Raw genomic sequence first — 23,892 nt, 5'->3', positions numbered from 1 at the left:
CCGAAGGCTCACTGTGCCTTGATCGCCATCGCCTGCAGGCCGGTGCCATCCAGCTTCTGCTTGGCTTCGGACAGCTCGCCGGCGCTGCCATACGGCCCCATGCGCACGCGGTACACGGTCTTGCCGTTGATCTGCGCGGACTCCACGCGTGCGGCCAGGCCCATCATCGCCAGCTTGGCCTTGGTCGCTTCGGCATCGCCGGAGGCACCGAACGCGCCGGCCTGCAGGATGTAGCGGGCATTGTCGGCAGCAGCAGGTGCGCTGGTGGCGGCCGCTGCGGTTTCCGTGCGCGCTGCCGGGGCGGCGGCGGTGCTGGTCGATGCGGGCGCGGTCGTGGCCGGCGGCGTCGCCGCCGGGCGCTCGCTCAGCGGTGCCGGCAGCGGACGGTTGCTGGCAGTCACCGGTGCGGTGCTGGCCACGCTGGCCGTCGCCGTCGGGGCCATCGGTGCGGTGGCAGTGGCCTGGGGCGGTACCGGCTTGCCTTCCAGCGCGGCCTGCGCGCGCGACGCTTCGGCCTTGGCCCGGCGCTGCTCTTCAGCACGGGCGCTGGCCGCCAGTTCCGCGTCGGACATCTCCACTTCCTTGCCGGGCAGTAGAGTGTAGAAGTCGTACTGCGTGGCGGCCGGCTTTTCCGCTTCGGCCGGCTTCGGCGTGGCCGGCTGCGCGGCCGGCTGGGTGCCGACATCACCATCGCCATCGGCGACCGGCGCCGGTTGCGCGTTCGGGTTCGGCTGCGGACCGGCGCGCAGGAAGCCATCGCCTTCGCCCTTGAACAGGTTCGGCGCCGCCAGGAACACCACGGCCGCAATCGCCACACCGGCCACCAGCCACACCCATCCAGGGGTGCCCTGGCTGCTGCTGTTGCGCCTGGCCTGTGTTTTGCCGCGTCGTGCTGCCATGTCTACTACGTCTCCGGGGAGTTACATTTTTTCCGGGGCGCTGACGCCCAGGAGGTCGAGGCCGTTGGCCAGTACCTGCCGCGCCGCGCTGGCCAGGGCCAGACGCGCATCGAGCTCGGACTGGTCCAGTTCAAGAATCTTCTTGCTCTGATACCACGTGTGGAAGGCGTGTGCCAGTTCGCGCAGGTACTGTGCCACCAGGTGCGGTTCGAGCAGCGTGCCGGCTGATTCCACCACTTCCGGGTAGCGCGAGATCTCGTTCATCAGCAGCAGCGAGGCGTCGTCGGCCAAGCGGCCGAGATTGGCTACGCCATTGCCCTGCACGTACACCAGGCCCTTCTCCTGCGCCTGGCGCAGCAGGCTGCAGACGCGCGCGTGCGCATACTGCACGTAGAACACCGGGTTGTCGTTGCTCTGCTGGCGGGCCAGGTCGATGTCGAAGGTCAGCTGCGAATCGGGCTTGCGTGCGATCAGGAACCAGCGGGTGGCATCGCGACCGGCTTCATCGATCAGGTCGCGCAGGGTGAAGTAGCTGCCGGCACGCTTGGACAGCTTCACTTCCTCGCCACCGCGCATGACAGTGACCATCTGGTGCAGCACGTATTCCGGCCAGCCCTGCGGGATGCCCACTTCCATGGCCTGCAGGCCGGCGCGCACGCGGGCCAGCGAACCATGGTGGTCGGCGCCCAGTTCGGTGATCGCGCGCTCGTAGCCGCGCTGCCACTTGGACAGGTGGTAGGCCACGTCCGGCACGAAGTAGGTGAAGGTGCCGTCGGACTTGCGCATCACGCGGTCCTTGTCGTCACCGAAGTCGGTACTGCGCAGCCACAGCGCGCCGCCCTCTTCGTAGGTGTGGCCCGAGGCCTGCAGCTTGGCCACAGCTTCGGCGACCTTGCCGTCGGCGTACAGCGAGCTTTCCAGGAAATAGATGTCGAAGTCGACGCCGAACGCGGCCAGGTCCAGGTTCTGTTCGTTGCGCAGGTAGGCCACGGCGAAGCGGCGGATCGCCTGCATGTCGTCCGGATCCTTGGCGCCAATCACCAGGGTGCCTTCCAGGTCGACGCTGGCGCCGGCCATATAGGCGCGGGCAACGTCGGCGATGTATTCACCGCGGTAGCCGCCTTCCGGCCAGCCGTCCTGGTCCGGGGCGATGCCCTTCACGCGGGCCTGCACCGACAGCGCCAGGTTCTCGATCTGCACGCCGGCGTCGTTGTAGTAGAACTCGCGCTTGGCGTTCCAGCCGTTGGCATCGAGCACGCGTGCGACGCAGTCGCCGATCGCGGCCGCGCGGCCGTGGCCGACGTGCAGCGGACCGGTCGGGTTGGCCGACACGTACTCCACGCCCACCGTGCGGCCATTGCCGGACAGGTTGCGGCCATAGTCATGGCCTTCCTTGATCACCGACGCGGCTTCGCGCTGGTAGGCGGCCGGGGCCAGGTGGAAATTGATGAAACCGGGGCCGGCGATCTCGACCTTGCTGACGTCTTCGCTGCGCGGCAGCGCTTCGACCAGCGCCTGCGCCAGTGCGCGCGGGTTGCTGCGCGCGGCCTTGGCCAGCAGCATCGCGGCATTGGTGGCGAAGTCACCGTGGTCGCGGGTCTTCGGGCGCTCGACCACGAAGTCCGGCGGCAGGGAGTCGGCGGGCAGGGTGCCATTGGCACGCAAGGCTTCGATGCCTTGGCTGATCAGGGCGCGGAGGAGGTTTTTCACGAGGCCTGCTGTGAGAATGAGCGGCGGAATCGCCCATTTTAGCGCAGATACCCGCACCCACGCTGACCCGGGCCCGCCCGCGCAGCCGCCGACCGTGCCGGAGTGGCAGGACTCAGCCGAACAGGCGGGGCTGGGGCGGCGCCAGCAGGCCTCGTTCAGCAAACGAAACGGGCCGCCCTTCACCCACCACGAAGTGGTCCAGCAGGCGTACGTCGACCAGCGCCAGGGCCTGCTGCAGCTCATCGGTGATACGGGTGTCGGCACCGGAGGGTTCCGGATCGCCCGAGGGGTGGTTGTGGCTGAGGATCACCGCTGCCGCATTGTGCAGCAGGGCGCGTCGCACCACTTCGCGTGGGTAGACCGGGGCGGCGTTGATGGTGCCCTGGAACAGTTCCTCGCAGGCAATGAGGCGGTGGCGGTTGTCCAGGAACAGCGCCATGAAGATCTCGCGGGCCTGGCCGCGCAGGCGGTGCTGCAGGTAGCGGCCGACCGCGGCCGGGTTGTTGCCGACCGCCTCGCCCTGCTGCAGTTCCGCGGCCAGGTAGCGGTGGGCCAGCTCCAGCCCGGCGGCCAGCGTGCAGCTGCGTGCCGGGCCCAGCCCGGGCAGGCGGGCCAGTTCGCCGGCGGGGTGGGCCAGCAGCTCCCGCAGCGGGCCGTGCGCCTGCAGCAGGTCGCGTGCGGTCCGCACCGCGTCGCGGCCACCGGTTCCCGAACCCAGGAACAGCGCCAGCAGTTCAGCGTCGGAGAGTGCCGCGGGCCCGCGCGCGATCAGCTTCTCGCGGGGACGTTCCTGTTCGGGCCAGTCATGGATGGGCATGCCTGCATCATCGCCAGGGCGGGCGGCGCCTCCCATCGGGGCTTGGCGCAACCTGGGGTCGGCCGATGCCTCAGTCGCGCTGGGCCTGCAGGTAGTCGAACAGTTCCTGGTTGGTCTGCAGGCCCAGCTTGCGCTTGGCGTCGGCCTTCTGCCGGCTGATCGTCTTCGCACTGCGCCCGCAGTGCTCGGCGATGGCGTTGACATTGAGTCCGGCGGCCATCAACTCCAGCACTTCGCGCTCACGCGCCGAGAGCGCAGCGGGTGAACGTGCAAACAGCAGATCGCGGGCCTGCAGGTGATCGCGCAGCTGAGGAGAGACGAACACCTGCCCTGCCAGGGCGGCGTTCAGCGCCTGTGGCAACTGGGCGAAATCAGCGCACTTGTCGACCAGGCCGCGGATGCCGTCGCGCAGCAGGCCGTCCAGCAGGCCGGGATGGCGCGCGCCGGTCAGCACCACCACCGGCAGGTCGGGGTAGCGGCTGCGCAGCGTGTCGATCAGTTCCGGACCGTCCGGGCCGGTGCCGGGCATCGACAGGTCGGTCAGCACGACGTCGCAGCCGTGTTGGTCCACCAGTTGCAGCAACCCGGCGCCGTCGCGCGCGCTGCCGACGATGTCCATCGGATGGGACCGCAGGACGATGCGGATACCGTGCAGGACCACGGGGTGGTCGTCGGCGATGATGATGCGCGGGTGCACGCGGCTCCTTGGAACTCGGATCGGCCACCGCAGCCAGCGGCCAACGCCTGATTCTGCAAAACGTGCGCCCTGCTTAGGTATAGGAAAGGTCCGAAACAGCGTCTGGGGGAACCCCGGTTCGAGGTGGGGCTCCATCTGCTGATAGCTGTCGGCTATGTGCGCCCTGCATCGGGACATTACCGGCCATCGGGTAAGCTAACGCCCTCGTTTGCACAGGAATTCCAGGTGGCTGACTCCCCCAACGCTTCTCCCGCGCAGGCCCGCGCGCTGGAAGGTCAGAAACTGCTGTTGTGCGTCGGAGGTGGGATCGCGGCCTACAAGGCGCTGGAGCTGGTGCGTCGCCTGCGCGATGCCGGGGCCCAGGTGCAGGTGGCGATGACCGCCGGTGCCCAGCAGTTCGTCACGCCGCTCAGCTTCCAGGCCCTGTCCGGGCAGCCGACCCGCACCACGTTGTGGGACAGCGCCGCCGAACAGGCCATGGGCCACATCGAGCTGGCGCGCTGGGCCGATCGCATCGTGGTCGCCCCCGGTACCGCCGATCTGCTGGCGCGGCTGGCCCAGGGCCATGCCGATGACCTGGTCAGCACCCTGTGCCTGGCCAGCACCGCGCCGCTGACGATCTGCCCGGCGATGAACCACCGCATGTGGCTGCATCCGGCCACCCAGGCCAACATCGCGCTGCTGCGCCAGCGCGGCGCGCAGGTGATCGGCCCGGTCGACGGTCCGCTGGCTGAAGGCGAATCCGGACCCGGCCGGCTGGCCGAACCGGGCGACATCGTCGCCGCGCTGGCCGCCAACGGCAGCGCCGCAGCACCCGTGGCCGCGCCGGAAACCCGCGCGCTGCAGGGACTGCGCCTGCTCATCAGTGCCGGCCCGACCTATGAAGACATCGATCCGGTGCGCTACGTCGGCAATCGCAGCAGCGGCAAGATGGGCTTCGCCCTGGCGGCTGCGGCCGCGGCGATGGGTGCCCAGGTGGTGCTGGTCAGCGGCCCGGTGCAGTTGCCGACGCCGCCCGGCGTGCAGCGCGTCGACGTGCGTTCGGCCGCGCAGATGCGCGACGCCGTGCTGAAGTCGCTGCCGGCCGACATCTATATCGGTGCCGCTGCCGTGTCCGACTACACGCCGCGCCAGGTGGCCGCGCAGAAGCTGAAGAAGACCGCCGACAGCCAGTCGCTGGTCATCGAGCTGGTACGCACGCCGGACATCCTCGCCGAGGTGGCCGCGCAGACGCAGTCGCTGAAGCTGGTGGTCGGCTTCGCCGCCGAGACCCACGACGTGGAGAAATACGCGCGTGGCAAGCTGGTCGACAAGCGCCTGGACCTGGTGATCGCCAACCAGGTCGGCATCAGCGGGGCTGGCTTCGAGAGCGACAACAATGCCGCCACTGCCTATTGGCAGGATGGTGAACAGGTATTCCCGGCCACTTCCAAGCGCGAGCTGGCCGAACAACTGCTGGCGCTGATCGCGCGGAGACTCCAGGCATGACCCAGGCTTTCACTTCCCAACCGCTGCAGGTCAAGCTGCTCGATCCGCGTTTCGGCGACAGCTGGCCGCTGCCGGCCTACGCCACCGAAGCCAGCGCCGGCATGGACCTGCGCGCCGCGCTGGATACCGCGCTGACCCTGCAGCCGGGCGACACCGCGCTGGTGCCCAGCGGCCTGGCGATCCACATCGCCGATCCCAACCTGTGCGCAGTGATCCTGCCGCGTTCGGGGCTGGGCCACCGCCACGGCATCGTGCTCGGCAACGGCACCGGCCTGATCGACGCCGATTACCAGGGGCCGCTGCTGATCAGCGTCTGGAACCGCGGCCGCGAGGCCTTCACCATCGAGCCGGGCGATCGCATCGCACAGCTGGTGATCGTGCCGATTGCCCGTGTCAGCCTGCAGGTGGTGGATACTTTCACCGACAGCGTGCGGGGAACGGGTGGATTCGGCCATACCGGGGTGCGTTGACAGGGGACAGCGATGAGCGGCATCGGGGAAGGACAGCGGGGACGGTCGTTGGGTCGCAGTGCGCCACTTCTGGGCGTGCTGCTGGTCCTGCTGGCCGGCTGGTTCGGATGGAGCGCGGTGCAGCAATGGCGGCAGGAAGCCAACGGCCAGGCGCTGGAAGCCGCGCGTGACCAGGCGGTGCAGGGGCTGCAGGACGCCGCCGCCGGGCAGCTGAAACAGCTGCAGCAACAGTTGAAGAACGAACGCGTGCAGCAGGCGCTGCAGGCCGGCGATGCCGCTGCGGCAGCACTGGCCGTGCGCGAAAGCTGGACCGGCGTCGAGCAGGTCGAGGTGCTCACCGCCGATCTGGCCGCCGCCTACGCCGAACCCGCCCGCTTCGGTTACGCGCGGCTGGCGCTGCTGGAAGCGGCGCTGGCCAGTGCCAAGCCGGGCCTGCGCGTGGTTCGCGACGGGGGAGGCAATCGCCTCGGCCTGGCGGCACCGGTGCAGCTGGGCAGCCTCGGGCCCGCGGTGGTCTACGTGCGCCAACCGCTGCTGCGGCTGACCGCGCCGCTGGACCAGGTGAGCGCGCCGTCGGCCGGTTTCCTGGGTCTGCGCCAGGGCGCATACGATCTGGTGGCCCAGGGTGATGCCAGCCTGGCCGAAAGCGCCGAAGCGCTGGCGCGTCCGATTCCCGGTACGCCGCTGCGGCTGGTGGCCGCGGTGCCCAATGTCGAATCCGGTCCGCTGGGCCTGGGGGCGCTGGCCAGCGCCATCGTCGCGTTGCTGTTGGCCTTCATCGCGGTGCTGCTGGTGGTCGGACGTGGCCGCCTGCCGAAGAATCTGCCGCTGCCGCGACGCGCGGCGGTGGCCGACGCCGACCACGGCCCGACCCTGAGCGAGAGCCTGCAGATGGCACCGCCACCGGGTGCGGCGGCAGTCGTCAGCGAGGAAGGCACCCCGCCGCCACCGCCGCCCGTGCCGGCCGAGGAACTGGCGGCCGGCATTTTCCGCGCCTACGACATCCGTGGCGTGGTCGGCAGCGAACTGACACCGAAGACCGCCGCGCTGATCGGCCAGGCCATCGGCACCGTGGCGCTGGAGCAGGGCCTGCGCGAGGTGGTGATCGGCCGCGACGGCCGCCTGTCCGGGCCGGAACTGGCCGCAGGCCTGGCCGAAGGCCTGCGCCGCGCCGGTTGTGCGGTGATCGACATCGGCCTGGCACCGACGCCGGTGGTCTATTACGCCGCCTTCCATCTGCGCACCGGTACCTGCGTGGCGGTCACCGGCAGCCACAACCCGCCCGAGTACAACGGCTTCAAGGTGGTCATCGGCGGCGAAACTTTGTCCGGTGACGCCATCACCGATCTCTACCAGCGCATCGTCGAGGGGCGCCTGGTGCAGGCCGCCGAACCGGGCGACTACCAGCAGCGCGAAGTCGGCGCCGACTATATCCAGCGCATCGCCGATGACGTGCAGCTGGACCGCCCGCTGAAGGTGGTGGCCGACGCCGGCAACGGCGTGGCGGGCGCACTTGCGCCGCAGCTGCTGGAAGCGATCGGCGCCGAAGTCATCCCGCTGTACTGCGATGTCGACGGCACCTTCCCCAACCATCACCCCGACCCCAGCGAACCGGCCAACCTGGAAGACCTGGTGCAGACGGTCAAGCGCTTCGGCGCCGACCTCGGCGTGGCCTTCGATGGCGACGGCGACCGGCTGGGCGTGGTCACCGGCGAAGGCAAGATCATCTACGCTGATCGCCTGCTGATGCTGTTCGCCGCCGACGTGCTGATGCGCAACCCGGGCGCGATGGTGATCTACGACGTGAAGTGCACTGGCAAGCTGTCCGACCACGTGCTGCGCAACGGTGGCAGCCCGCTGATGTGGAAGACCGGGCATTCGCTGATGAAGGCGAAGATGCGCGAGACCGATGCCGAGCTGGCCGGCGAGATGAGCGGCCACTTCTTCTTCAAGGAGCGTTGGTTCGGCTTCGACGACGGCCTGTATGCGGCGGCACGCCTGCTGGAGATTCTTGCCCAGCGCGAGGAAAGCGCGGACGCGGTGCTGGCCGAGCTGCCGGAGATGGTGGCCACGCCGGAGCTGAAGGTGCCGGTGGCCGAAGGCACGCCGCATGCGCTGGTGGCGATGCTGGTGGCGGCGGCGCAGTCGCCGGACAACCCGTACGTGGGGGGCCGCCTGTCGACCATCGATGGCCTGCGCGTGGACTTCCCCGATGGCTGGGGCCTGGTCCGTGCCTCCAATACCACCCCGGTGCTGGTGCTGCGTTTCGAGGGCAACGACGAGGCGGCACTGGAGCGCATCCAGGCGCTGTTCCGCAGCCAGCTGCAGCCGGTGCTGGGCGACATCCCGCTGGGCTTCTGAGCGGAGGCCGGGCTGCGCCCGGCCCCCGCCGAAGCAACGGCAACAGCAACAGCAGGCATTCCGTGGGATGGTGGGGCGGTGTCGGAGTGCGGGGACGCCGCAAGTACGTCCCTGTAGGCTTGGCAGCCGCTTGCGCGTGTGCGCGTTCCTGCGCACACGGCAAGACCGGGGTTGGGCGTCCTGCCCAACCCGCCCGAGGCATGCCTCGGGCCCATGCGGCTGACACCCCACACTCCGACACCGCCCCACCTCTGACAGTTTCCCGGTGCTGTTGGTAGGCGTCGACCTTGGTCGACACGGTAGATCCACGCCATGCGTGGATGCTCTTCGATGGATGTTCATCCACGCATGGCGTGGATCTACCTGTCCGGTGGGTGCCGACCGTTGGTCGGCACACCCTCATCCCTTGAACCGCAAGCCCACGCCCGGTTCGGTGAACAGGTAGCGCGAATCCAGCGCCGAATCGCCCAGCTTGTGCCGCAGCTTGCCGACCAGGATGCGCAGGTAATGAGTATCGTGCTGGTGAGTCGGCCCCCAGATCTCCTGCAGGATCTGCGGTTGGGTCACCACCCGCCCGGCATTGCGCAGCAGCAGCGAGAGCAATGCATATTCCTTGCGGGTCAGCGCCACCGGCTCGCCATCCAGCGCCACTTCGCGGCGCACCAGGTCCACGTGCAGGTGGCCGTCGTCGAACACCGGTGGCGTGCCATCACTGGGCACGCTGCGGGTGCGCAGCAGCGCCCGTACCCGCGCCATCAGTTCCTGCGTGCCGAACGGCTTGGTCACGTAGTCATTGGCGCCGGTATCCAGCGCCCGCACCTTCTCGGCCTCGCCGGCGCGCACGGTCAGCATGATCACCGGCACCTGGCTCCACTGCCGCAGCTGTTCAAGTACCTCGTGGCCTTCCATGTCCGGCAGTCCGATATCCAGGATCACCAGGTCCATGTCCTCGCTGGCGGCCAGCTGCAGGCCTTCCTGGCCGGTGGCCGCCTGCCGCACCTGGTAGCCCTGCGCGCGCAGGCTGATGTCCAGGAACCGGCGGATCTGGGTTTCATCGTCAATCACCAGCACGCGTGCGGCCGGCACGCTGGCATCAATCAGGGTCGGGCTCATCGTGGGAGGCTGGCTTGAGCAGGGGCAGGGTGATGCGGATCAGGGTACCGCGACCGTCGCGTCCGGGCAGCGCCTGCACGCTGCCGCCATGCGCGCCGATCATGCCCTGGCAGATGGTCAGGCCCAGGCCGGTGCCGTGACGGCCGCGGTCGCCACGCTCGACGCTGTAGAACATGTCGAAGATGCGTGCGCGCTCGTCATCGGGAATACCCGGGCCGGCATCGATCACGTCGATGCGCAGCTGGCCGTCCAGTTCGCGCGCCTGTACCCGCACCGCGGCCTCGGGCGGCGAAAACTTGGCCGCGTTCTCCATCACGTTGAACACGGCCTGTTCGACCAGCGCCGGGTGCACCCAGATCGGGGCCAGCGTGGCCGGGATGTCCAGCTCCAGCCGCACCTTCGGCTGGTAGCGCTGCAGGCGCCGCGCCGCCGAGCCGATCAGCTCATCCACGCCGATCCAGTCGCGGTTGATCTTCAGTCCTTCGTGGCCGAGCCGGGTCATGTCCAGCAGATTCTGGATGTAGCGGTCCAGCCGTTCGCCTTCAACCAGGATGGTGTCCAGCAGGGCGCGGCGGTCGCTCGTGTCCATCGCCGCGCCGTAGCTGGCCAGGCTGTCGGCCGAGCCGATCATCGCCGCCAGCGGCGAGCGCAGGTCATGCGATACCGATGAGAGCAGCGCCGAGCGCAGCCGCTCGGTCTCGTTGCTCACATGCGCCTGCTCCAGTTCGGCCACCAGGCGCGTGCGCAGCGCGGCCTGCGCGATGTCATCGACCATCGCCTCGGCCAGCTGGCGCTGCTCGGGCAGCAGGCGCGCCTGTGCGCCGGGCAGGTACAGGCCCGCCACGCCGATTGCGCGGTCCTCGCCATCCAGCAGTGGCAGGAACCACCACTGCGCACCGGCCAGGGTATCGGTGAAGCGGCCGCTGGGCTGGCCGTGGCGCAACGCCCACTCGGCGGCGGCCAGATCGGTATCGCCCGGCTGCGAACGGCCACCGGACGCCGTGTCGGCGCCGATCCGCAGCCACGCCGGAACATCCATCGCCTGTTCCAGCGCCAGGCGGCCGGCCTGCGCCACTTCGCCGTTGCCGGCCGCGCTGGCCAGCTGCCGGCCCAGCTGCTGGCGCGCACGTGCATGGCGGTTGGCCGCGCGCAACGCGATCACCTGCATGCGCAGCCGCGACGCCAGGCGCCCGGCGACCAGCGCGGCGGCCAGGAACAGGAACACGGTGATCACGCCCTGGCGTGCGCCGATGGCAAAGGTGAAGCGCGGCGCGATGAACAGGAAGTTGTAGGCGAGGAAGCACAGGATCGCCGCCATCACCGCCACGCTGGCGCGCGTGCGTGCGGCTACCAGCACCACCGCGACGATGAACACCATCGACAGGTCGGCCATGCCCACCCAGCGTTCGGCCAGCCACGCCACCGCACAGGCCAGCGCGGTGGCGACCAGCGCCTGCACCGGTTCGTAGCTGATCCCGCGCGTCGCGGGCAGCAGGCCTTCGCGGCGCGAACGTGCACGCGCCTGCGGGGTACTGATGATGGTGATCTCGTAATGCGCGCCGCGCTGTATCAGCTGCTGGGTCAGGGTGCGGTTGAACATCCGCGCCAGCGGTCGCTCGCGGGTGCGGCCCAGCACCAGGGTGGATACGCCATTGTGTGCGGCATGGTCGAGCAGGGCATCGGCGATGCTCGATCCGTGCAGCAGTTCAGCCTCGCCGCCCAGGCGCCGCGCCAGTGCGAAGGCCGCGTCGATCTCGCGGCGGGTCGCGTCATCCTGGCGCCGGCCCTGCACGGTCACCACTGTCCATGGCGCATCGCGGCGTTCGGCGATGCGCCGTGCCACCCGCACCAGGTACTCGCTCTGGCCACCGCCATCGATCGCCACCAGCACGCCGCGGCGCAGTGGCAGGTTGGCTTCGCCGCGCGCGGCCCGGGTCTCGCGCAGGCTGCTGTCGACGCGGTCGGCGGCCTCCTGCATCGCCAGTTCGCGCAGGGCGGTCAGGTTGGCCGGCGAGAAGAACGCCTGCAGGGCCTGCGTGGCCTGCTCGGGCACATAGACCTTGCCCTGCTGCAGGCGCGCGATCAGTTCGCGCGGCGGCAGGTCGACCAGCACGATGTCATGCAGCCGGTCGAGCACGCCGTCCGGCACGGTCTCACTGACCCGCACGCCGGTGATGCGCATCACCACGTCGTTGAGGCTTTCCAGGTGCTGGATGTTGACCGTGGTCCAGACGTCGATGCCGGCGTCCAGCAGCTCCATCACATCCTGCCAGCGCCGCTCGTGGCGGCTGCCCGGTGCATTGCGGTGGGCCAGTTCGTCCACCAGCACCAGCGCCGGGTGCCGTGCGAGCACGGCATCCAGGTCCATCTCCTGCAGCACATGGCCGTGGTAGTCCACGTCCTTCAATGGCAGCTGCGGCAGGCCCTCCAGCAGCGCCTGGGTATCGGCACGGCCGTGGGTTTCCACCAGCCCGACCACCAGGTCGACGCCGCGGCGCAGCTGTTCCTGCGCGCGGGTCAGCATGGTGTAGGTCTTGCCCACGCCCGGCGCTGCGCCGAGGAACACCGTCAGCTTGCCACCGGCTTCGCGTTGCAGGCCTTCGACCAGGGCATCGGCCTGGCGGGTACGCGCATCAGTCATGGGTGCCGCTGTCATGGCCACCATTGTGCGCGCAGCCGGTGCAGGCCGGCATCACGGCGCTTTGGCCGCGTGGTCCAGGGCGAAGTTCAACGTCACCACGTTCACCCGCGGCTGGCCGAACAGGCCCCACTGGCGACCTTCGGTATGCGCCTGCACCAGTGCCTGCACGCGTTCCACCGGCAGGCCGCGGGCGCGCGCCACGCGTGCAATCTGCAACTGCGCCGCGGCCGGCGACAGCTGCGGGTCCAGGCCACCTGCAGACTGGGTGACCAGGTCCGCCGGTACCTGCGCCGGCGCCACGCCTTCGCGTGCGGCCACCGCTGCGGTGCTGGCGGCTACGCGTTCGGCCAGCGCCGGGTTGCTGCGTGCCATGTTGGAGCCCGCTGCGGCCATCGGATCGTAGTTGGCGGCCGACGGGCGTGCCTGGAAATAGCCGTCCCCGGTGAACGGCTGCGACAGCCACGCCGAGCCGCGTACCTGGCCGCTGCCATCGCGCAGCAGGCTGCCTTCGGCCTGGGTCGGGTAAGCGAGGCCGGCGAAACCGGTGGCGATGCCGGCGTAGACCGCGCCGGCCAGCAACAGCGTGGCCAGGCCCAGGCCGATGGCCGGGCGCCAGCTGGCGCCGTCCTGCAGGCCGGCCACGCGGGGCTCGGCTTTGGGTGCGCGCGGGAGGGAAGACGAAGTGGAGACAGAACGGTTCATGCGCCGAATACCAGGACAAGAAGAAGGTCGATCGCCTTGATCGCCGCGAACGGCAGCAGCACGCCGCCGAGGCCGTACACCAGCATGTTCCGGCGCAGCAACGCGGTGGCGGTGGCCGGGCGGAAGCGCACGCCACGCAGCGCGAGCGGAATCAGGGCGGGAATCACCAGGGCGTTGAAGATCAGTGCCGCCAGCACCGCATTGCGCGGGCTCGACAGCTGCATCACGTTCAAGGCGGCCATGGTCGGAACGGCTGCGGCAAACAGCGCCGGCAGGATCGCGAAGTACTTGGAGACGTCGTTGGCCAGCGAGAAGGTGGTCAGCGCGCCGCGGGTGATCAGCTGCTGCTTGCCCACTTCCACCACCGCCAGCAGCTTGGCCGGGTCCGAGTCCAGGTCGACCATGTTGCCGGCTTCCTTCGCCGCCTGCGTGCCGGAGTTCATCGCCAGGCCGATGTCGGCCTGCGCCAGCGCCGGGGCATCATTGGTGCCGTCGCCGACCATCGCCACCAGGCGGCCACCGGCCTGTTCCTGGCGGATGCGCGCCAGCTTGTCTTCCGGGCGCGCCTCGGCAATGTAGTCATCGACACCGGCCTCGGCGGCGATGGCCGCTGCGGTCAGCGGGTTGTCACCGGTAATCATCACCGTGCGGATACCCATCGCCCGCAGCTGCGCGAACTTCTCGCGCATGCCGTGCTTGACCACGTCCGACAGCTCGATCACGCCCAGCACATGGCGGCCCTCGGCCACCACCAGCGGGGTGGCGCCGTTGCGCGCGACCTGCTCGACACGACCGGCCAGCTCGGCCGGTACGTTGCCGCCGAGCGCCTGAACATGGGCGCGGATGGCGTCGGCGGCGCCCTTGCGGATCTGCCGCCCGTGTTCGAGGTCGACGCCGGACATGCGGGTCTGCGCAGTGAACGCCAGGTACTCGGCGCGGTCCGGCTCGTCGGTGGCGCAGCCCTGCTCGCGGGCCAGTCGCACGATCGACTTGCCTTCCGGGGTCGGGTCGGCCAACGAGGACAGCAGCGCCGCTTCACGCAGTTGGCTGGCATCGATGCCGGCCAGCGGATGGAAGTGACTGGCCTGGCGGTCGCCGTAGGTGATGGTGCCGGTCTTGTCCAGCAGCAGCACGTCGACGTCGCCGGCCACTTCCACCGCCTTGCCCGACTTGGCGAGCACGTTGGCAGCCAGCGCACGGTTCATGCCGGCAATACCAATGGCCGGCAGCAGGCCGCCGATGGTGGTCGGGATCAGGCACACCAGCAGCGCGATCAGCAGCAGCGGATCGACCTTGACGCCGACCGCCGCACCGATCGCCGGCAGCGTCGCCACCACCACCAGGAAGGTCAGCGTCATCGCCGCCAGCAGCAGCGTCAGCGCGATCTCGTTGGGGGTCTTCTGCCGGTTGGCACCCTCCACCAGCGCGATCATCCGGTCCAGGAAGCTGTGGCCCGGCTCGGCGGTCACCCGCACGATGATCTGGTCGGACAGCACCTTGGTGCCGCCGATCACGCCGGAACGGTCGGTACCGGCCTCGCGCAGCACCGGTGCCGATTCGCCGGTCACCGCCGCTTCGTTGATGGTGGCCAGGCCCTGCACGATCTCGCCATCGGCCGGCACCAGTTCACCGGCACTGACGATCACGTGGTCGCCCGGGCGCAGCTCGGCGGCCGGCACCTGGGCTTCTGCGGCGCCCGGCTGCGGCGCCGCCAGCCGGCGTGCCACCAGGTCCTGGCGGGCACGCCGCAGCGACGCGGCCTGGCCACGGCCGCGCGCTTCGGCCACGGCCTCGGCGAAATTGCCGAACAGCACGGTCACCAGCAGGATCGCGGTGACGGCCAGGCCAAAGCCCAGCGGCGCATTGCCGGTCAGGGTGACGATCGCGGCCACGATCGTGCCGGCCATCACCACCGCCATCACCGGGCTGCGCACCAGGTGCATCGGGGACAGTTTCAGGACCGCCTCGACCAGCGCACGGCGCAGGCCGGCGCCATCGAGCAGGGCAGGGCGCGCTGCATGGGAACTACGGGTTGAACTTGCGTGGCTACTCATTGCGTTGTCCTCAGTGCAGACCCAGGCTCAGGTGGTCGGCGATCGGGCCGAGTACCAGCGCCGGCATGAACTGCAGCACGGTCAGGATGACGATCACCGAGACCAGGGTCAGGGCGAAGGTCGGGGTTTCGATCTGCAGGCTGCCGGCAGATTCCGGCGCCTGGCGCTTGGCGGCCAGCTGTGCGGCCACCACCAGCGGGATGATCAGCAGCGGGAAGCGGCCCAGCAGCAGCACCAGCGAGCAGCTCAGGTTCCACCACAGCGTGGCATCGCCCAGGCCTTCGAAACCCGAACCGTTGTTGGCATAGGCCGACACGTACTCGTAGAACACCTGGCTGATGCCATGGAAGCCCGGGTTGGAGGTGCCGGCCAGGCCGGGCACGGCCAGGGTGATCGCGGTGAACACCAGCAGCGTGATCGGCTGCAGCAGCACCAGCAGGGCCAGCAGGCGCACCTGTGGCGTCTCCAGCTTGCGGCCGAACAGTTCCGGCGTACGCCCGGTCATCAACCCGGCCAGGAACACGCCCAGCAGCAGGTACACGATGAACTGCTGCAGGCCGCAGCCGATACCGCCCCAGATCGCGCTGACCAGCATGTTGACCATCGCGATGCCACCGCTCAGCGGTGCCAGTGAATCGTGCATGCCGTTGACCGAGCCATTGGACACCTGGGTGGTCACCGCCGCCCACAGCGCGGTGCCATCGGCGCCGAAGCGGACTTCCTTGCCTTCCATCAGCAGCGGGGTGGCGGCGCTGGCGCTATGGCCTTCGCTCCACATCATCGCGCCGGTGGACAGCAGCGACATGCCCAGCATGCAGCTGAACACCAGGGCGCCGAAGCGACGGCGACCGGTGAAGGCTCCGATCATGAAGATCACCGCCATCGGCACCAGCAGGATGCCGACGATCTCCAGCGCATTCGACAGCGGGGTCGGGTTCTCCAGCGGGAAGCTGCTGTTGGGGCCGTACCAGCCGCCGCCGTTGGCGCCCAGCTGCTTGGCCGCAACCATTGCTGCCACCGGGCCCAGCGGCAGTTTCTGCTGGGCCATGCCGGCACTGGCATCGATCGGCGTGGCCTGCGGGCCACCGTCCATCGTCGACGGTACGCCCTGGCTGGTCAGCAGCAGGGTCCACACCAGGCACAGCGGCAGCAGGAAGCGCACGCACAAACGCACTACGTCCACGTAGTAGTTGCCCACCGCCACCTGGCGGTCATCGCCGGCACCGCTGGCCGCCGCAGCCTGCGGCGCACGCGCAAACAGCGCCCGCAGCGTCGCCACCGCCAGCGCCAGGCCCATCATCGGCGTCACCACCTGCAGGCCGGTGATGCCGGTCATCTGCGAGAGATAGGACAGCTGCGCCTGGCCCGAGTAATGCTGCTGGTTGGTGTTGGTGAGGAACGAGATCATCGTGTGCAGCGCGGTGTCCCAGCGCATGTTCGGGATCTGGTCCGGGTTCAACGGCAACCAGGCCTGGGTCATGAACACGGCCTGGGTCAGCACCGCCACCACCACGTTGCTGAGCACGAAGGCCAGCACGTAGCCGCGCCACGACATGGCGCGCGACGGATCAACGCCGAACACGCGGTACAGCGGTTTTTCAATCCAGTTGAACAGCACGTCGACCTTCATCGGCGTGCCGCGCATCACCCGCGCCAGGTACAGGCCCAGCGGCCACGCCAGCAGAAGGCTGGCGGCAATAATGACAAGCATCTCAGTCATGGCCGGCTCCGTCAGAACGACTCGGGCCGAAGCACGACATAGAGAAGATAGGCGGCGGCGACCAGCACCAGCACGCCACACAACAACGACAGCCAGGGGGACATTGCAATAGCGTCCTGGTGGAACCCCTCCACCTCAGGGCGCCATCGTCGTCCTGCCCCCCATAAACGCACTACGCGCCGGACCGGGCCGACGCGTAAAGAGTGCATAAATTCGGTGGGGCAAACCGTAACCAGGCCCGCCTTCTGTATCCCCCGCCATGCCGGGTGATGCTTTCTACCCGGGAATCACGGGGCCTGGCCCGCCGGCACCAGACCCTTCAGTTCGCGATAACGCTGCAGCGTACTGTCGATCTCGGCCTTCAACGCCTGCAGTTGCTGCAGGAAGCCGGCCTGCAGGCGCTGCTGCGCCTGCAGCTGCACATGCCGCTGGCGGATCGCCTCGGCCTGCTTGTCGGCCACCTTGCCACCGGCCAGCTCACGGTCGCCGGCGGCCGACAGCAGCGCCACCAGCGATTCGCGCAGGCTGGTGACGTTGTACTCGGCGGTCTTGAGGTTGTTGTCCAGCACTTCCTGGCGTTCGGCGAACACCCGGCGCAGGTCGTCCTCGCTGCCGTAGGTGGACAGCATCGCCTGCTCGGTGCGCTGGCGGGTCTGCACGGCCATCAGGTCCAGCTGCTGCTGCGCCGCTTCCGTGCTGGCGGCGGCGCGTTCGGCATCGGTCAACGCGCGCTGGACCTGCGCATTGCGCAGGCCACTCTTCGCGTTGAATTCCTCGCGGGCATGGTTGACCGCATCGGCCGGCAACGAATCACTGCAGATCCGCTCCTTGCCCTCGTTCCAGCAGTACAGCTTCTTTTCCACCTTGCCGCTGTCGCGCGACTGCGCCGGCGCCGTGAAGGGCACGCCCAGCAGCAGGCCGGCAAGGAGAACAGCAGGAACTCGGGACATGACCTTTCCCCTGGGTCGGTCAGCGGGTCGAACGGACGCCGTACTGCGCCCGGTAGGCTTCCAGCGGCTGCCGGTAACCCACAAGTTCCGGGTTGCCGGAGGCGAAATCAAGCAGGTCGGCCAGCGAGGCCACGGCGATCACCGGAATGCCGGCTTCTTCGGCCACCGACTGCGCGGCCGAACGACGGTCGGTTTCCGAGGCGATCTCCTGGCGGTCCAGCGCCACCACGATGCCGGCCGGGGTGCCACCGGCAGCACGGATGATGCCCAGCGCTTCGCGGATCGCGGTACCGGCGGTGATCACGTCGTCAACGATCAGCACGCGCTTGCCCTGCATGTCGGCGCCGATCAGCTGGCCGCCTTCGCCATGGTCCTTGGCTTCCTTGCGGTTGAACGACAGCGGCAGGTCGCGGCCGCGCTGGGCCAGCTCACAGGCCATCGCGGTGGCCAGCGGAATGCCCTTGTAGGCCGGGCCGAACACCACGTCGTACTTGATTCCGCTGGCATCGATGGCATCGGCGTAGCAGGCGCCAAGCTGGGACAGCAGCGAGCCGGAGTCGAAGCGGCCGGCGTTGAAGAAATAGGGGCTCAGCCGGCCGGACTTGAGGGTGAACTGGCCGAAGCGCAGGGCATCGGCGGTCAGGGCCAGCTGCAGGAAACGGTGGCGGTGGTCGCTCATCAAAACTCGATTCATCTTCATTTGGAGCACAAATCCTAATCCAGCTGGGCGTTTCGCGCTCGTCCGATGCCTTGTGAAGACGGTCGCGGCCTGGCCTGGCGGACTGCGCAGCCCCGCGGTCAACCGGTATGCTTGCCCGGTTTCCCGCCGTAGGTCTTCCGCATGCGCATCATCAGTTTCAACGCCAATGGCATCCGTTCCGCCGCAACCAAGGGCTTCCTCGACTGGTTCCGTGCCCAGGATGCCGACGTCCTGTGCATCCAGGAGACCAAGGCCCAGGAAGACCAGCTGACCGACCCGATGTTCCGTCCGGATGGCCACCACTGCTTCTACCGCGACGCCATCACCAAGAAGGGCTACAGCGGTGTGGCGATCTACAGCAAGCGCGAGCCCGACCAGGTCATCACCTCGCTGGGCTGGGCCCCGTTCGACGACGAAGGCCGCTACATCGAGGCGCGCTACGGCAACCTCAGCGTGGTCTCCTTCTATATCCCGTCCGGCAGCTCGGGCGACCTGCGCCAGGGTTTCAAGTTCGAAGTAATGGAATGGCTGCGGCCGATCCTCGAGGAATGGGCACGCAGCGGCCGCGACTACGTGCTGTGCGGCGATTGGAACATCGTGCGTTCGGCGCTGGACATCAAGAACTGGAAGTCCAACCAGAAGAACTCCGGCTGCCTGCCGGAAGAGCGCGACTGGCTCAACGCGCTGTGCGCCGACCACGGCCAGACCACCGATGTCGCCGCCGGCCGTGGCTGGGCCGATGCCTACCGCCTGCTCAACCCCACCGGCGAGGACTACACCTGGTGGAGCAACCGTGGCGCCGCCCGCGCCAACAATGTCGGTTGGCGCATCGACTACCAGTTCATCACCCCGGGCCTGCGTGACCGCCTGCGCGGCTGCTCGATCTACCGCGACGAGCGCTTCTCCGACCACGCGCCGTTCATCGTGGACTACGACCTGTGACCGAGGCCGCCACGCCGGTCAGCTACAAGGGCTGGGCAGGAATCAAGCGTGCCTTCGGCACCCCGTCGGCGCTGACCATGGCCATGCTCGGCTTCGGCAGCGGCCTGCCGTTCCTGCTGATCGCCTCGCAGACCCTGTCCACGCGCCTGCGCGACGTCGGCCTGGACCTTGGCAGCATCGGCCTGATCAGCCTGGCCAGCTTCTTCTACCTGCTCAAGTTCCTGTGGGCGCCACTGCTGGATCGCTATGCCTTCCCGCTGCTCGGTGGGCTCGGCCGCCGTCGCTCGTGGCTGCTGGTGTCGCAGGCGCTGGTTCTGGTCGGCCTGGTTGCACTGGCCTTCGTGCGGCCCGAGCAGGGTGTCTGGCCGCTGGTGGCCTGGGTGCTGGTGGCCTCGTTCGCCGGTGCCACCCAGGACTCGGCCGTCGACGCCTACCGCATCGAGATCGCACCGCAAGCGGCGCAGGCCGCGCTGGCGGCCACCTATACGCTGGGTTACCGGATCGGCCTGATCCTGGCCGGTGCCGGCGCGCTGTATCTGGCCCAGTTCGAAGGCTGGATCGTGGCCTATCTGGCCATGGCGGCGCTGATGCTGCTGCCGATCGTCACCACCCTGCTGTGCGCCGAACCGGAACGTCCGGCCACGACCGTGCAGCGCCGCATCGATGTCGCCGAGGCGTTCGTCCAGCCCATCACCAGCTTTTTCAGCCGCAACGGCGTGGCGCTGGCGCTGGTGCTGCTGGCCTTCGTCGGGCTGTTCAAGTTCCCCGACCAGGTCATCGGCGTGATGGCCGGGCCGTTCTATCTCGACTCGGGCTTCGACAAGGCTGACATCGCCACGGTCTCCAAGCTGTTCGGTGTGTGGATGGGCATCGGCGGTGCGTTCCTGGGCGGCATCGCGGTAGCCGCATTCGGCTTCCGCCGCATGCTGCTGGTGGCCGCGCTGGGCGTGGCGTTGTCCAACCTGGCGTTCCTGCTGATGGCCCACAACCCGGGCAAGCTGTGGGCGTTCTATGCCGCGCTCAGTGCCGACAACCTGTTCCAGGGCTTTGCCGGCACCGTGCTGGTGGCCTTCATGTCGTCGCTCACCGACCGCAACTTCACCGCCACCCAGTACGCGTTGCTGGTGTCGCTGGCGAACCTGCCCGGCAAGTTCGTCGGTGGCGTATCCGGCTATATCGTCGAAGCCACGTCGTACAGCACGTTCTTCATCCTCAGCTCGGTCACCGTGGTGCCAACCCTGCTGCTGCTGGCCTGGTTGTGGCCGCGGATCGTCGATCGCGGACCGCCGCCGGTCGCCTGATTGCCTGTGCGCCCGGTCTGCGGGATCATCGCCCCGACGCGCCGAGGGGGCGGTGCCTTGCGAACGGGGAAGTGAGCATGGCCGATGTTGTGCTGCGGGATCTGGACCCGCTGCTGCTGGAACGCATCCGAAGAGTCGCGGTTGCCCGCGGCTGGACCCACGAACAGACCTGCTCGGCGTTGCTGGAGCAGGGCCTGTTCAGCAGTGAACTGGAGGTCCGCTCCGGCTTTGGCGATCCTGAAGTCGATGCCCTCTCCGCCGCCATCGCCGCCCTGCAGGCGCTGCCGGCAGGCCAGGGCTTCCGGTAGATCCACGCTATGCCTGGATGGCGCCGACGGGGTAGCGCCGGGCCACGCCCGGCGGATGGCGCCATCTCACGCCAGATGGATCGCACCCAGGATCCGCGGGCCCTTGGCCCCGGTCACGCTCGGCAGGTTGCCTGCCAGCCCGTCCATCGTCCGTTGGGCGAGCCATGCAAACCCCATCGCCTCGACGTACTCCGGGTCCAGGCCGTGCACCGCGCTGGACTCCACCTGCACGCCCGGCAGCCGCGCGGCCAGGCGTTTCATCAGCTGCCGGTTGCGCACGCCGCCGCCACAGACCAGCAGGCGCCGGGTCTGCGGCTGTTGCGCGAGCAAGGCATCGGCCACCGTCAGCGCGGTCAGCTCCAGCAGGGTCGCCTGCACGTCGGCGGCGCTGTACTCGCCTTCGCCCATGTGCGCCTCGGCCCAGGCCAGGTGGAACTGTTCGCGGCCGGTGCTCTTCGGCGGCGGCAGGTCGAACCACGGCTCCGAACGCCAGCCGGCCAGCAGGCCTTCGTCCACCGCACCGCTGGCGGCATAGGCGCCATCGGCATCGAAGGTGCGCCCAGTGTGGCGCTGGCACCAGGCATCCATCAGCGCATTGGCCGGGCCGGTATCGAAGCCACGCACTGCCCCTTCGCGCGGAATCAGGGTGAGGTTGGCGATGCCACCGAGGTTGAGCACCGCGCGGTCCTCATCGGCCGCACCCAGCATGCCCAGGTGGAAGGCCGGCATCAGCGGTGCACCCTGGCCCCCGGCCGCCACGTCGCGGCGGCGGAAGTCGCACACCGTGGTGATCCCGGTCAGCTCGGCGATGCGGTTGCCGTCGCCGAGCTGCACGGTGAACGCCGGGTCGGCCAGCGGCCGATGGCGTACGGTCTGCCCATGCGAGCCGATTGCCCGCACCTGCGCCGGCTCCACGCCCGCCTCGGCCAGCAGCTGGTTGGCGGCGTCGGCGAAGTTGATCGCGATCCGCGCATCCAGCTCGCCCAGTTCCTCCAGCGAGTCCAGTGGGCCGCCTTCGCCCAGTGCCACCAGCCGTGCGCGCAGCATCGGCTCCCAGCGGGTGGTCAGCCCATGCACGAAGCGGCAGCCGCCGGTGGTGGGGAACTGCACCAGGGCAGCGTCGATGCCATCGGCGCTGGTGCCCGACATCAGGCCAAGGTACAGGGGGGCGTCAGCGTCGGCAGTGGTGTTCATGGCGGGCATAAAAAAAGGACGCGGCAAGCTTGGGCTGCCGCGTCCTTCTTCGTCAACGCAGGGGCTCAGCCGCGCTTGCGGCCGGCGCTGCTCTTGTCCTTGGCGCTGGCCACCTCGGGTGCGGCCTCGTCACGGCTGGTCGGGGCCGGGCTGGCGTCGGCGTAGATCAGCTTCTCCATGCCCTGGATGCGCGCCATCGCCGGCGCGGTCTGCGCGCGGAAGGCGACCAGTTCGGCGCCCTTCAACGGCTCCGGCGGCGGCATGGTCACCGTCAGCGGGTTGCGGTGCTCGCCGTTGACGCGGAATTCGTAGTGCAGGTGCGGGCCGGTGGCCAGGCCGGTCGAGCCGACATAGCCGATCACCGTGCCCTGGGCCACGCGCTGGCCGGTCTTGATGTTCGCAAAGCGCGACATGTGCCCGTACAGGGTGGTGTGGCCACGGCCGTGGTCGAGGATCACCACGTTGCCGTAGCCGCGCTGCACGCCAGCGAACTGCACGCGAGCGTCGCCGGCGGCCATGATCGGGGTGCCGGTGCGCGCGGCGTAGTCCACGCCCTTGTGCATCCGCATCTTGCCCAGCACCGGATGCTTGCGCGCGCCGAAGGTCGAGCTCAGCCGTGCGAACGGGATCGGCATGCGGATGAAGCTCTTCTTCAGCGAACGCCCGTTGATGTCGTAGTACTCGGACTTGCCGTTGCGGTCGAAGCGGAAGCCGGAATAGGTCTTGCCACCGGTGGTGAAGGTCGCCGCCAGGATCTTGCTGGTGTCCACCTTCTCGCCTTCGCGCCAGGTTTCATCCATCACCACGCTGAAGCGGTCGCCCGGCTGCAGGTCCTTCGAGAAGTCGATGTCGTACTTGAAGATGTCGTCGGTCATCGTCGCGATCGCCGACGGTGACAGCCCGGCGCGGCGGGCGGCGGCATACAGGGAACTGGTGATCTCGCCACTGGTGACCACGGTGCGCGTGGAGGTCTCGCGCTTGGTCACCTTCTCCTTGATGTCATCGCCGGCCAGGCTCAGCTCGACCCGGTTGTCGGCATCGCGGTCGAAGCGGATGCTGCGCAGGTCGCCGGACAGCGGCATGTCGAAAGCGATCTCGGCACCCGGGCGCAGCTTGGTCAGCGCCTCGCGCGCACCGGGATGGTCCAGTACCCGGTGCAGGGTGGTGGCCGGGATGCCGGCCTTGTCGAACAGATCGCTCAGGGTCTGGCCGCGCTGCACGCGCAGTACCTGCCAGCTGTCGCCCGGCACCTGCTGCTGCCGGGCCATGGTCAGCGGCGGCAACGGCAGCGCCAGGCTGGTGTGGCTGTCGGCGAAGGGGGCGTCGATGGTGTGCGAGAAGCCGGGAACGATCGTTGCCACCAGGGCGCCGATGGTCGCGAACAGGCTGGCATGCATCCAATGGCGCCGGGTCCAGCGTTCATTGAAAGCGGCGGGAAGGTGTTGCCTGAGCTTCCGATGCAGGGCGTTGTCGTGCAGGACGTGAAGGCGTTCCTGGAAGCGCTGCTTGCGTGCGCGCCCTTGTTCGGAATTGTGCATCGGCGATTTTTCCTGACGGCCCGGGAGCGCGGGCCTAAACGCCGGTTACCATAGACACCTGAGAAAACCGCGTCAAACCCTTGTGCCCATTGGCTTTTGTGAAGCCAATCGGGTTAACTTTGCTTTAACACCCCACACAAGAATCGGCGTTGCCGGGAGTAGTCACGTGTCCTCGATTGAAGAAGCCCTTGCCCTGATCGGCCGCGGTGCCGACGAGATCCTCAAGCTCGAGGATCTGCGTGCGCGCCTGCAGGAAGGCCGCCCGCTGCGGATCAAGGCTGGCTTCG

General features: G+C 68.8%; 21 protein-coding genes (1 of these 21 cut by a window edge). 7 read left to right on the top strand and 14 right to left on the bottom strand.

Features of this window, described 5'->3' with window-relative positions; genetic code table 11:
* Positions 1-8 precede the first annotated feature (8 nt).
* The 4 genes from ACMZPQ_RS12300 to ACMZPQ_RS12285 form a co-directional block, all read right to left on the bottom strand.
* The gene (locus ACMZPQ_RS12300; RefSeq protein ID WP_197581414.1) at positions 9-899 is read right to left on the bottom strand and encodes an SPOR domain-containing protein; all 891 of its coding nucleotides are present in this window, start codon (positions 897-899) and stop codon (positions 9-11) included.
* Between the two features lie 21 nt (positions 900-920).
* Positions 921-2,609 carry an arginine--tRNA ligase gene (argS, locus tag ACMZPQ_RS12295; RefSeq protein ID WP_197581416.1) on the bottom strand — a complete coding sequence of 563 codons (1,689 nt, stop codon included), beginning with the start codon at positions 2,607-2,609 and terminating at the stop codon, positions 921-923.
* A 112-nt stretch (positions 2,610-2,721) separates the two neighbouring features.
* Entirely contained in the window at positions 2,722-3,426 is a 705-nt protein-coding gene (radC, locus tag ACMZPQ_RS12290; RefSeq protein ID WP_197581418.1) for a RadC family protein, read from the bottom strand.
* Between the two features lie 70 nt (positions 3,427-3,496).
* Entirely contained in the window at positions 3,497-4,123 is a 627-nt protein-coding gene (locus ACMZPQ_RS12285) for a response regulator (RefSeq protein WP_197581420.1), read from the bottom strand.
* Positions 4,124-4,348: 225 nt separating this feature from the next.
* On the opposite strand from ACMZPQ_RS12285, the gene coaBC reads away from it, so the two are divergent.
* The 3 genes from coaBC to ACMZPQ_RS12270 are packed head-to-tail and all read left to right on the top strand — an operon-like array spanning position 4,349 to position 8,442.
* A complete protein-coding gene (gene coaBC / locus ACMZPQ_RS12280) occupies positions 4,349-5,611 on the top strand; it encodes a bifunctional phosphopantothenoylcysteine decarboxylase/phosphopantothenate--cysteine ligase CoaBC (protein WP_197581422.1) in 1,263 nt (420 codons plus the stop codon).
* Positions 5,608-6,081: a dUTP diphosphatase gene (gene dut / locus ACMZPQ_RS12275; protein WP_032130326.1), complete on the top strand. Its 474-nt coding sequence runs from the start codon at positions 5,608-5,610 to the stop codon at positions 6,079-6,081. Before coaBC ends, dut begins: the two co-directional genes overlap by 4 nt.
* Before the next feature lie 12 nt (positions 6,082-6,093).
* Positions 6,094-8,442, top strand: coding sequence for a phosphomannomutase/phosphoglucomutase (locus ACMZPQ_RS12270; protein WP_197581424.1), 2,349 nt, complete (start codon positions 6,094-6,096; stop codon positions 8,440-8,442).
* A 399-nt stretch (positions 8,443-8,841) separates the two neighbouring features.
* Here ACMZPQ_RS12270 and ACMZPQ_RS12265 read toward each other — a convergent pair whose 3' ends face one another.
* From ACMZPQ_RS12265 to pyrE, 8 genes are all read right to left on the bottom strand, one after another.
* Positions 8,842-9,555, bottom strand: a complete 714-nt coding sequence (locus tag ACMZPQ_RS12265) for a response regulator transcription factor (RefSeq protein ID WP_180880079.1) — start codon at positions 9,553-9,555, stop codon at positions 8,842-8,844.
* The gene (locus ACMZPQ_RS12260) at positions 9,536-12,196 is read right to left on the bottom strand and encodes an ATP-binding protein (protein ID WP_197581426.1); all 2,661 of its coding nucleotides are present in this window, start codon (positions 12,194-12,196) and stop codon (positions 9,536-9,538) included. The genes ACMZPQ_RS12265 and ACMZPQ_RS12260 overlap by 20 nt, the downstream gene beginning before the upstream one ends.
* Positions 12,197-12,247: 51 nt before the next feature.
* A complete protein-coding gene (kdpC, locus tag ACMZPQ_RS12255) occupies positions 12,248-12,898 on the bottom strand; it encodes a potassium-transporting ATPase subunit KdpC (protein WP_197581428.1) in 651 nt (216 codons plus the stop codon).
* Positions 12,895-14,952: a potassium-transporting ATPase subunit KdpB gene (kdpB, locus tag ACMZPQ_RS12250; protein ID WP_197581429.1), complete on the bottom strand. Its 2,058-nt coding sequence runs from the start codon at positions 14,950-14,952 to the stop codon at positions 12,895-12,897. The genes kdpC and kdpB overlap by 4 nt, the downstream gene beginning before the upstream one ends.
* 10 nt (positions 14,953-14,962) lie before the next feature.
* Positions 14,963-16,672 carry a potassium-transporting ATPase subunit KdpA gene (gene kdpA / locus ACMZPQ_RS12245; RefSeq protein ID WP_197581431.1) on the bottom strand — a complete coding sequence of 570 codons (1,710 nt, stop codon included), beginning with the start codon at positions 16,670-16,672 and terminating at the stop codon, positions 14,963-14,965.
* An 11-nt stretch (positions 16,673-16,683) separates the two neighbouring features.
* The gene (locus ACMZPQ_RS12240; protein WP_005407770.1) at positions 16,684-16,776 is read right to left on the bottom strand and encodes a potassium-transporting ATPase subunit F; all 93 of its coding nucleotides are present in this window, start codon (positions 16,774-16,776) and stop codon (positions 16,684-16,686) included.
* Between the two features lie 183 nt (positions 16,777-16,959).
* Positions 16,960-17,622 (bottom strand): hypothetical protein, encoded by a 663-nt coding sequence (locus ACMZPQ_RS12235; protein WP_197581432.1) that lies wholly within the window; start codon positions 17,620-17,622, stop codon positions 16,960-16,962.
* Positions 17,623-17,641: 19 nt separating this feature from the next.
* Positions 17,642-18,301, bottom strand: coding sequence for an orotate phosphoribosyltransferase (pyrE, locus tag ACMZPQ_RS12230; protein WP_197581434.1), 660 nt, complete (start codon positions 18,299-18,301; stop codon positions 17,642-17,644).
* 162 nt (positions 18,302-18,463) lie between these two features.
* Here pyrE and ACMZPQ_RS12225 point away from each other — a divergent pair, with 162 nt between their 5' ends.
* From ACMZPQ_RS12225 to ACMZPQ_RS12215, 3 genes are all read left to right on the top strand, one after another.
* Entirely contained in the window at positions 18,464-19,264 is an 801-nt protein-coding gene (locus ACMZPQ_RS12225) for an exodeoxyribonuclease III (protein ID WP_197581436.1), read from the top strand.
* Positions 19,261-20,565, top strand: a complete 1,305-nt coding sequence (locus ACMZPQ_RS12220; RefSeq protein ID WP_008268384.1) for an AmpG family muropeptide MFS transporter — start codon at positions 19,261-19,263, stop codon at positions 20,563-20,565. The genes ACMZPQ_RS12225 and ACMZPQ_RS12220 overlap by 4 nt, the downstream gene beginning before the upstream one ends.
* A gap of 77 nt (positions 20,566-20,642) precedes the next feature.
* Positions 20,643-20,873: a hypothetical protein gene (locus ACMZPQ_RS12215; protein ID WP_197581438.1), complete on the top strand. Its 231-nt coding sequence runs from the start codon at positions 20,643-20,645 to the stop codon at positions 20,871-20,873.
* Positions 20,874-20,939: 66 nt separating this feature from the next.
* Here ACMZPQ_RS12215 and ACMZPQ_RS12210 read toward each other — a convergent pair whose 3' ends face one another.
* Both ACMZPQ_RS12210 and ACMZPQ_RS12205 read right to left on the bottom strand, forming a co-directional pair.
* Positions 20,940-22,067: an anhydro-N-acetylmuramic acid kinase gene (locus tag ACMZPQ_RS12210; RefSeq protein ID WP_197581440.1), complete on the bottom strand. Its 1,128-nt coding sequence runs from the start codon at positions 22,065-22,067 to the stop codon at positions 20,940-20,942.
* Positions 22,068-22,132: 65 nt separating this feature from the next.
* Positions 22,133-23,605: a M23 family metallopeptidase gene (locus ACMZPQ_RS12205; RefSeq protein WP_197581442.1), complete on the bottom strand. Its 1,473-nt coding sequence runs from the start codon at positions 23,603-23,605 to the stop codon at positions 22,133-22,135.
* A gap of 166 nt (positions 23,606-23,771) precedes the next feature.
* Here ACMZPQ_RS12205 and tyrS point away from each other — a divergent pair, with 166 nt between their 5' ends.
* Positions 23,772-23,892, top strand: the 5' portion of a protein-coding gene (gene tyrS, locus ACMZPQ_RS12200; RefSeq protein ID WP_197581444.1) for a tyrosine--tRNA ligase. Its footprint extends 1,091 nt past the window's final position; the window shows 121 of its 1,212 coding nt (coding positions 1-121); its start codon is at positions 23,772-23,774; the stop codon falls past the right edge of the window.

Source organism: Stenotrophomonas maltophilia (assembly GCF_047497515.2).
Lineage (GTDB): Bacteria > Pseudomonadota > Gammaproteobacteria > Xanthomonadales > Xanthomonadaceae > Stenotrophomonas.
Note: the sequence above shows the minus strand (reverse complement) of the source record. Positions and strands in the feature narration are given on the sequence as shown.

What these genes read in the sequence shown, in the direction of transcription:
- ACMZPQ_RS12300 (WP_197581414.1), bottom strand. Translation starts at nt 899, where the DNA reads ATGGCAGCACGACGCGGCAAAACACAGGCCAGGCGCAACAGCAGCAGC.
- pyrE (WP_197581434.1), bottom strand. Translation starts at nt 18,301, where the DNA reads ATGAGCGACCACCGCCACCGTTTCCTGCAGCTGGCCCTGACCGCCGAT.
- ACMZPQ_RS12260 (WP_197581426.1), bottom strand. Translation starts at nt 12,196, where the DNA reads ATGACTGATGCGCGTACCCGCCAGGCCGATGCCCTGGTCGAAGGCCTG.
- ACMZPQ_RS12265 (WP_180880079.1), bottom strand. Translation starts at nt 9,555, where the DNA reads ATGAGCCCGACCCTGATTGATGCCAGCGTGCCGGCCGCACGCGTGCTG.
- kdpB (WP_197581429.1), bottom strand. Translation starts at nt 14,952, where the DNA reads ATGAGTAGCCACGCAAGTTCAACCCGTAGTTCCCATGCAGCGCGCCCT.
- kdpA (WP_197581431.1), bottom strand. Translation starts at nt 16,672, where the DNA reads ATGACTGAGATGCTTGTCATTATTGCCGCCAGCCTTCTGCTGGCGTGG.
- ACMZPQ_RS12215 (WP_197581438.1), top strand. Translation starts at nt 20,643, where the DNA reads ATGGCCGATGTTGTGCTGCGGGATCTGGACCCGCTGCTGCTGGAACGC.
- ACMZPQ_RS12210 (WP_197581440.1), bottom strand. Translation starts at nt 22,067, where the DNA reads ATGAACACCACTGCCGACGCTGACGCCCCCCTGTACCTTGGCCTGATG.
- ACMZPQ_RS12270 (WP_197581424.1), top strand. Translation starts at nt 6,094, where the DNA reads ATGAGCGGCATCGGGGAAGGACAGCGGGGACGGTCGTTGGGTCGCAGT.
- ACMZPQ_RS12205 (WP_197581442.1), bottom strand. Translation starts at nt 23,605, where the DNA reads ATGCACAATTCCGAACAAGGGCGCGCACGCAAGCAGCGCTTCCAGGAA.
- ACMZPQ_RS12240 (WP_005407770.1), bottom strand. Translation starts at nt 16,776, where the DNA reads ATGTCCCCCTGGCTGTCGTTGTTGTGTGGCGTGCTGGTGCTGGTCGCC.
- kdpC (WP_197581428.1), bottom strand. Translation starts at nt 12,898, where the DNA reads ATGAACCGTTCTGTCTCCACTTCGTCTTCCCTCCCGCGCGCACCCAAA.
- ACMZPQ_RS12235 (WP_197581432.1), bottom strand. Translation starts at nt 17,622, where the DNA reads ATGTCCCGAGTTCCTGCTGTTCTCCTTGCCGGCCTGCTGCTGGGCGTG.
- radC (WP_197581418.1), bottom strand. Translation starts at nt 3,426, where the DNA reads ATGCCCATCCATGACTGGCCCGAACAGGAACGTCCCCGCGAGAAGCTG.
- ACMZPQ_RS12225 (WP_197581436.1), top strand. Translation starts at nt 18,464, where the DNA reads ATGCGCATCATCAGTTTCAACGCCAATGGCATCCGTTCCGCCGCAACC.
- dut (WP_032130326.1), top strand. Translation starts at nt 5,608, where the DNA reads ATGACCCAGGCTTTCACTTCCCAACCGCTGCAGGTCAAGCTGCTCGAT.